This is a genomic window from Massilia sp. TWR1-2-2, from assembly GCF_049897565.1.
GTDB lineage: Bacteria > Pseudomonadota > Gammaproteobacteria > Burkholderiales > Burkholderiaceae_D > JAFCUW01.
The window spans coordinates 46,291-53,619 of the sequence record NZ_JAFCWM010000029.1 but is presented as its reverse complement, the minus strand read 5'-3'; the positions used below and the strand labels follow the sequence as shown (position 1 = coordinate 53,619).

The 7,329-nt window shown below is 63.4% G+C and carries 7 protein-coding genes; all 7 read left to right on the top strand.

Annotation, left to right across the window (positions count from 1 at the left end; all coding sequences use genetic code 11):
- Positions 1 to 39: 39 nt before the first annotated feature.
- Positions 40 to 426: a hypothetical protein gene (locus ACP7DD_RS21965; RefSeq protein WP_426176962.1), complete on the top strand. Its 387-nt coding sequence runs from the start codon at positions 40 to 42 to the stop codon at positions 424 to 426.
- 143 nt (positions 427 to 569) lie between these two features.
- Positions 570 to 1,166 (top strand): hypothetical protein, encoded by a 597-nt coding sequence (locus tag ACP7DD_RS21960; RefSeq protein WP_426176961.1) that lies wholly within the window; start codon positions 570 to 572, stop codon positions 1,164 to 1,166.
- An 87-nt stretch (positions 1,167 to 1,253) separates the two neighbouring features.
- A complete protein-coding gene (locus ACP7DD_RS21955; protein ID WP_426176960.1) occupies positions 1,254 to 1,937 on the top strand; it encodes a haloacid dehalogenase type II in 684 nt (227 codons plus the stop codon).
- Between the two features lie 412 nt (positions 1,938 to 2,349).
- Positions 2,350 to 3,582, top strand: a complete 1,233-nt coding sequence (locus ACP7DD_RS21950; RefSeq protein WP_426176959.1) for a 3-methyl-2-oxobutanoate dehydrogenase (2-methylpropanoyl-transferring) subunit alpha — start codon at positions 2,350 to 2,352, stop codon at positions 3,580 to 3,582.
- A gap of 35 nt (positions 3,583 to 3,617) precedes the next feature.
- A complete protein-coding gene (locus ACP7DD_RS21945) occupies positions 3,618 to 4,622 on the top strand; it encodes an alpha-ketoacid dehydrogenase subunit beta (RefSeq protein ID WP_426176965.1) in 1,005 nt (334 codons plus the stop codon).
- A 1-nt stretch (position 4,623) separates the two neighbouring features.
- Positions 4,624 to 5,922 carry a dihydrolipoamide acetyltransferase family protein gene (locus tag ACP7DD_RS21940; protein WP_426176958.1) on the top strand — a complete coding sequence of 433 codons (1,299 nt, stop codon included), beginning with the start codon at positions 4,624 to 4,626 and terminating at the stop codon, positions 5,920 to 5,922.
- A 3-nt stretch (positions 5,923 to 5,925) separates the two neighbouring features.
- Positions 5,926 to 7,326 (top strand): dihydrolipoyl dehydrogenase, encoded by a 1,401-nt coding sequence (lpdA, locus tag ACP7DD_RS21935; protein WP_426176957.1) that lies wholly within the window; start codon positions 5,926 to 5,928, stop codon positions 7,324 to 7,326.
- The last annotated feature ends 3 nt before the right edge of the window (positions 7,327 to 7,329 follow it).

Here is a 7,329-nt window from a genome sequence, read left to right as displayed (position 1 = left end):
TCGCCCTGAAAAGCGGCTAGAACTTGGTTCTCAGGAGGCATGCGGGTTTGGATCGATAAATTTCGACTGATCATCGATAAAACCCGAAGGTATTCATGCCTTTTTCAACGCCCTGCTAAGCCCAGTTTTCCGATTCTTGACGTCCTGCAGTGTCCGATTTTTGCCCTTGCCGACTTTCCTGAATCCGTCGCCAGAAGTGATCTCGGGTCAGTTGATGCGCTGCTAGCCCAGCGGGAACAGCAATTGCGGCCAACCGGCATCGACCGCTTGCCACAATCGCGCAAAGCCGCTGTTGCCGGCGCCGTGCTTAACGATTCTGCCCCCCGCGTCGATACAGTTGCTCTGAAAATGTTGCTTAAAAAAGGCGGTAACTCCCTTGCGCTCGCGCCGCATCGGACTTTCCGCATCTGGTGCCCCGTTGGCTAATCAAGGCACGCCTGATCGCTAGTTGTCGGTTTTAAGTGTGTGAACTGACAGACCTGTTATTGGTGGACGGGTATAAAACAAGTTCGGCACTGGCACACTACTGTGATCTGTTGCCTGAATTAAAACTATACCAGGAGAATAAAATGAGAAGAGTTGCTTTGCTGCCTTTGGTTTTTGCTGTTGCTTGCAGTGCGGTCACTGCTGCGGACGCGCCCTCGGCGAAACTGGACGCTGCCGCTGTCACGTCCATGACCGCATCGTGGCCGGATGTCACCAAGGAAGTCATCAAGAAGACGATGACCAAGTACGGTGCGCCGCATGAAGCAACTGCCAGCATGCTCGTGTGGCACAACAACTTGCCCTGGAAACGCACGATCATCTACAAGCAATCGGTGCCCCATGATTTTCCAATGGCCCACGGCGATGTCATGCAGCAGTTTATCGATTTCCGCGTAAAACCTGACAGGTACGATGAGATGGCCCAGTACGACGGTAGCGTTGTTCTAGAACGCACCAATGGCGAAATGTCAGCCCGTTGCGACAAGGAAGAAGCAAACTTCCTCGCTATCAACCTTGCACACGACGTCGCGCACGGAAAGAAGACGCCGGCCGCGGCGCGCAAATTTTACGCTGATGCGATCAAGCAAAGTATGGCTGGCACGATGCCGCCATACATGCAAAAGCTCCAGTTCTCGGTTCCGACCGCAAACACTGCTTACAAGGATATGCCGGCAAAGTAAAGCGCGTGCAGTCTCAGCCCCGCCGAGTTTGGCGCTGGGGCTGAATCCGGATGCATCGATAGGTTACAACTGAGGAGGGGGTTGGACATGAACATGCCACACCACAGTCGGCCAGCAGTTCTTCTTTTTGATGTCAACGAAACGTTGCTCGACTTGGCGCCGCTCGAGGAAAGCATCGACGAGGTTCTATTGGAAAATGGCGCATCGCGTTTGTGGTTCACAACGATGCTCCAGTATTCGCTCGTTCTTACAGTCGGCGGCAAGTACGAAGCGTTTGCCGACGTCGGCGCGGCGACGCTGATGATGTTGGCCCGCAATAGGGAAGTTATGCTCGACCTGGAGCAGGCGCACGATGCGCTTGAGCCAATGCTCAAGTTAGCGCCTCACCGCGACGTTCTTGATAGTCTTTCTCGTCTTAAGCGATCAGGATTTCGGATGGCGAGCTTGAGCAATTCAAGTGTCGCCGCGAGTAAGTCGCAGCTCGAGCACGCTGGCCTTACGCCAATGTTCGAGCGTCAGCTCAGTGTGGAAAGCGTCGCAAAGTATAAACCGCATTGCGAGGTGTATCAGTGGGCGGCGCGGGAGATGCAGGTTTCCGAACAAGATTGCATGCTGGTTGCGGCGCATCCCTGGGATGTCGCTGGTGCGGCTTGGGCAGGAATGCAAACCGCTTTCCTGGAGCGCAAAGGCAACCAGCCCTTTTCTCTGGCGTCGCTCCCAGATATTTGTGCCTCGGACCTTCACAATCTGGCCGATCAGCTGTTAGCGTAAAGTCGAGGTCGAGCCTGCTGTTGGCGGATTACTATTTCGCCTACATTACCTGAATGGACGGATGCTATGGAAACCAAAACGATCGTAGCGGATGACATCAGAATGACTTGGCTCGAGGCAGGGACAGGATTTCCCGTGTTTTTGTGCATGGGATTCCGACCTCTCCGGCGTTATGGCGACACGTTATCCCGAAACTAAAGTCGCAGCGCTGTGTTGCCTGGGAAATGGTTGGATACGGCTCGTCCCGGGTCCAGGGGCGGGGAAGGGATATTCCCGTTAGATCGCGCCGACGCCAGATAGTTTGCCCGAATATATTGCACTGCACGATAAATATTTGCGCGCGCCGTACTCCTGTCGCGTAAACAATTTGTTATTCTCTTGGGCGCACATCACCTTACCAAGGGGAAGCTTCATGAATCAGAGTAAGCCTCTGACACTGCACGTCCCGGAGCCTACCGGCCGCCCGGGATGCAAGACGGATTTTTCTTATCTTTACCTCAGCGCCGCCGGCGCGGTCCAGCGCCCGCCAGTCGACGTGCTGGCGGCCGACACCGCCGAGCTCGCCTCCACGCTGGTCCGCGTGCTCGACGACGACGGCAATGCCTGCGGCCCGTGGGCGCCGGACATCGACAGCGACATGCTGCGCTTCGGTCTGCGCACGATGATGAAAACGCGCATCTTCGACGCGCGCATGGTCATCGCCCAGCGCCAGAAGAAGATGTCGTTCTACATGACCTCGCTCGGCGAGGAAGCGATCGGCACCGCCCACGCACTGGCGCTGCAGGATGGCGACATGAACTTCCCGACCTACCGCCAGCAAAGCCTGCTGATGGCGCGCGATTTCTCGCTCGTCGAGATGATCTGCCAGCTGCTGTCGAACGAGCGCGACCCGCTCAAGGGGCGCCAGCTGCCGGTCATGTACTCGGTGCGCGAGAAGGGCTTCTTCACTATTTCCGGCAACCTGGCGACGCAGTTCGTGCAGGCGGTCGGCTGGGCGATGGCATCAGCCATCAAGGGCGACACGAAAATCGCTTCCGGCTGGATCGGCGACGGCGCCACCGCCGAGTCGGACTTCAACACCGCCCTCACCTTTGCCCACGTCTATCGGGCGCCGGTGATCTTGAACGTCGTCAACAACCAGTGGGCGATCTCGACCTTCCAGGCGCTGGCCGGCGGCGAGAGCGTCACCTTCGCCGCGCGCGGCGTCGGCAGCGGCATCGCCTCGCTGCGCGTCGACGGCAACGATTTCCTGGCGGTGTACGCCGCCTCGAAATGGGCCGCCGAGCGCGCCCGCAGCAACCTCGGCCCTACCTTGATCGAGTGGGTCACCTACCGCGCCGGGCCGCACTCGACGTCGGACGACCCGTCGAAGTACCGGCCGGCCGACGACTGGGCGCACTTCCCGCTGGGCGACCCGATCGCCCGCCTGCGCCTGCACCTGAGCAAGCGCGGCCTGTGGTCGGACGCCGAGCATGCGGCCACGCAGGCCGAACTGGAAGCGCAAATCGTCGCCGCGCAAAAGGAGGCCGAGCAGTTCGGCACGCTGGCCAATGGCCGCGTGCCGAGCGCCGCGTCGATGTTCGAAGACGTCTACAAGGACATGCCCGAGCACCTGCGCCGGCAGCGTCAACAACTGGGAGTGTGAGCGTGCGCAGAGATCCAGACATTAAAACAGTGCCGATGACGATGATCCAGGCCTTGCGGTCGGCGATGGACGTGATGCTCGAGCGCGACAACAACGTCGTCGTCTACGGCCAGGACGTCGGCTACTTCGGCGGCGTGTTCCGCTGCACCGACGGCCTGCAGGCCAAGTACGGCAAGAACCGCGTGTTCGACGCGCCGATCTCCGAGGGCGGCATCGTCGGCACCGCGGTCGGCATGGCCGCTTACGGCCTGCGGCCGGTGGTCGAAATCCAGTTCGCCGATTATTTTTATCCGGCGTCGGACCAGATCGTGTCGGAGGCGGCGCGGCTGCGCTACCGCTCGGCCGGCGAATTTACCGCGGCGATGACGATCCGCATGCCTTGCGGCGGCGGCATCTACGGCGGCCAGACCCACAGCCAGAGCCCGGAGGCGATGTTCACCCACGTCTGCGGCCTGCGCACGGTGATGCCGTCGAATCCGTACGACGCCAAGGGCCTGTTGATCTCATGCATCGAGAACGACGACCCGGTGATCTTCCTTGAACCAAAGCGGCTCTACAACGGCCCGTTCGACGGCCACCACGACCAGCCGGTGGTGCCGTGGTCCAAGCACCCGCTCGGCGAAGTGCCGGAAGGCTACTACACGGTGCCGCTCGACAAGGCGTCGATCTTCCGCGAAGGCGCCGCGCTCACCGTCATCACCTACGGCACCATGGTGTTCGTGTCGGATGCCGCCGCGCGCGAGACGGGCATCGACGCCGAGATCATCGACCTGCGCAGCATCTGGCCGCTCAACCTCGACACCATCGTCAACTCGGTGAAAAAAACCGGCCGCTGCGTCGTCGTGCACGAGGCGACGCGCACCAGCGGCTTTGGCGCCGAACTGTGCGCGCTGGTGCAGGAACATTGTTTCTACCACCTCGAAGCGCCGATCGAGCGCGTCACCGGCTGGGACACGCCGTATCCGCACGCGCAGGAATGGGCGTATTTCCCCGGCCCCGACCGCGTCGGCGAAGCCTTCAAACGTGCGATCGGAGTCTGACATGGGCATTCATGTGATCAAGATGCCCGACCTGGGCGAAGGCATCGCGGAAGTGGAAGTTGTCGCCTGGCGCGTGCAACCCGGCGATAGCGTGGTCGAAGACCAGGTGCTGGCCGACGTGATGACCGACAAGGCCACCGTCGAGATTCCGTCGCCGGTGCACGGCACCGTGGTGGCCCTCGGCGGCGCGCTGGGCCAGGCGCTGGCGGTGGGCGCCGAGCTGATTCGCCTCGAAGTCGAAGGCGCCGGCAACGTGGTGGCCGGCAAGGCTGCCGCTGCGCCGCGCGAAGCGGTGCTGGCCGAAGTTGCGCCACCGCCGCCGGCACAGATCAAGCAGCAGGCAGCGCCGGTGATCGCTCCGGTGCTGGCCGCCGCCAAAGCGGCAACGCCGGCGGCGCCTGCCCACGCGACGCGCCCGGCCGGCGAAAAGCCGCTGGCTCCACCCGCGGTGCGCCTGCGCGCCTGGGACCTCGGCATCGACCTGCAGTACGTGTTCGGCAGCGGCGCCGCCGGGCGCATCACCCATGCCGACCTCGACGCCTACGTGGCGCGCGGCGGCAAGCCGACAGCCGGCGCGGTGGCCGAGCGCTACGCCGAACTGAGCGGCGAGCAGACCGTGCCGATCATCGGCCTGCGCCGCAAGATCGCCGAAAAGATGCAGGACGCCAAGCGTCGCATTCCCCACTTTACGTACGTGGAGGAAATCGACGTCACTGAAATAGAGGCGCTGCGCACGCAGCTGAACACGCGCTGGGGCGCCGAGCGCGGCCGCCTGACCCTGCTGCCGCTGCTGATGCGCGCCATCGTGCTGGCGGTGCGCAGCTTCCCGCAGGTCAATGCCCGCTTCGATGACGACGCCGGCATCGTGACGCGCTTCGAGCCGGTGCATATCGGCATCGCCACGCAGACCGAGCCCGGCCTGATGGTGCCGGTGGTGCGCCATGCCGAAGCGCGCGATCCATGGTCGAGCGCGCTTGAGGTGGCGCGCCTGGCCGAAGCGGCCCGCAGCGGCAAGGCGCTGCGCGAGGAGCTGTCCGGCTCGACCATCACGATCACCAGCCTGGGCGCGCTTGGCGGCATCGTCACCACGCCGGTCATCAACAGCCCGGAAGTGGCGATCGTCGGCGTCAACCGCATGGTCGAACGGCCGGTGATCCGCGACGGCGCCGTTGTCGCGCGCAAGATGATGAACCTGTCGTGTTCGTTCGACCACCGCGTCGTCGACGGCATGTATGCGGCCCAGTTCGTGCAAGCGATCCGCGGCTATCTCGAAAGCCCCGCCACCCTGTTCGTGGAGTAAGGCATGAATTCAGCAACCACCACCTTGCTGGTGATCGGCGGCGGCCCTGGCGGCTACGTCGCCGCCATCCGCGCCGGCCAGCTCGGCATTGCCACCATCCTGGTCGAAGGCGACAGCCTGGGCGGCACCTGCCTGAACATCGGCTGCATCCCGTCGAAGGCGCTGATCCATGCGGCCGAGGAATTCGACAAGGTGCGCCACTACGCCAACAACTCGCCGCTGGGCATCAAGGCCGACGCCGCCCGCATCGACATCGGCCGCACGGTGCAGTGGAAGGATGGCATCGTCAAGAAGCTGACCGGCGGCGTCGGCGTGCTGCTGAAGAAAAACGGCGTGCAGGTGGTCAAGGGCTGGGCCAGGGTCGTCGACGGCAAGACCGTCGAGCTCAAGCTGGTCGGCGTCGAGGAGCCGATGCGCATTCATTGCCAGCACCTGTTGCTGGCGACCGGTTCGCAGGCGGTCGAGCTGCCGTTCATGCCGTTTGGCGGCGCCGTCGTGTCGGCCACCGAAGCGCTGTCGCCGGCCACGCTGCCAAAGCGGCTGGTGGTGGTCGGCGCCGGCTACATCGGCCTTGAACTTGGCATCGCCTACCGCAAGCTTGGCGCGCAGGTGGCGGTGGTCGAAGCGATGGACCGCATCCTGCCTGCGTACGACGAAGAATTGTCGAAGCCCGTTGGCGCGGCGCTGAAGCGGCTCGGCATCGACGTGCATCTAGGCTGCAACGTGGAAGGATTGAACGCGGCCGGCGACGCCGTGCGCATCCGCGACGCGGCCGCCAACGAGACCGGCCTGGAAGCGGACCGCGTGCTGGTGGCCGTCGGCCGGCGGCCGGCGACGACCGGCTGGGGCCTGGAAAACCTGCTGCTGGACATGAACGGGCGCGCCGTGCGGGTCGACAACCAGTGCCAGACGTCGATGCGCCACGTATGGGCGATCGGCGACATCACGGGCGAGCCGATGCTGGCGCACCGGGCCATGGCGCAAGGCGAGATGGTGGCCGACATCATCTCCGGCAAGCGGCGCCACTTCACCCCAAGCGCGATTCCCGCGGTATGCTTTACCGATCCCGAAATCGTGGTGGTCGGCATGACGCCGCAAGACGCCGAGCGCGCCGGCATCGACTTCATGTCCGCCAACTTCCCGTTCGCCGCCAACGGCCGCGCGATGACGATCGAAAGCACCGACGGCTTCGTGCGCGTGGTGGCGCGCAAGGACAATCACCTCATTGTCGGCTGGCAGGCGGTCGGGCGCGGCGTGTCCGAGCTGAGCGCGGCGTTCTCGCAGTCGATCGAACTGGGCGCCGTACTGGAAGACGTGGCCGGCACCATCCACGCCCATCCCACCCTGGGCGAGGCGGTGCAGGAAGCTGCGCTGCGCGCGCTGGGCCATGCACTACACATTTGAAGG

What these genes read in the sequence shown, in the direction of transcription:
- ACP7DD_RS21955 (WP_426176960.1), top strand. Translation starts at nt 1,254, where the DNA reads ATGAACATGCCACACCACAGTCGGCCAGCAGTTCTTCTTTTTGATGTC.
- ACP7DD_RS21960 (WP_426176961.1), top strand. Translation starts at nt 570, where the DNA reads ATGAGAAGAGTTGCTTTGCTGCCTTTGGTTTTTGCTGTTGCTTGCAGT.
- ACP7DD_RS21950 (WP_426176959.1), top strand. Translation starts at nt 2,350, where the DNA reads ATGAATCAGAGTAAGCCTCTGACACTGCACGTCCCGGAGCCTACCGGC.
- lpdA (WP_426176957.1), top strand. Translation starts at nt 5,926, where the DNA reads ATGAATTCAGCAACCACCACCTTGCTGGTGATCGGCGGCGGCCCTGGC.
- ACP7DD_RS21965 (WP_426176962.1), top strand. Translation starts at nt 40, where the DNA reads ATGCGGGTTTGGATCGATAAATTTCGACTGATCATCGATAAAACCCGA.
- ACP7DD_RS21940 (WP_426176958.1), top strand. Translation starts at nt 4,624, where the DNA reads ATGGGCATTCATGTGATCAAGATGCCCGACCTGGGCGAAGGCATCGCG.
- ACP7DD_RS21945 (WP_426176965.1), top strand. Translation starts at nt 3,618, where the DNA reads ATGACGATGATCCAGGCCTTGCGGTCGGCGATGGACGTGATGCTCGAG.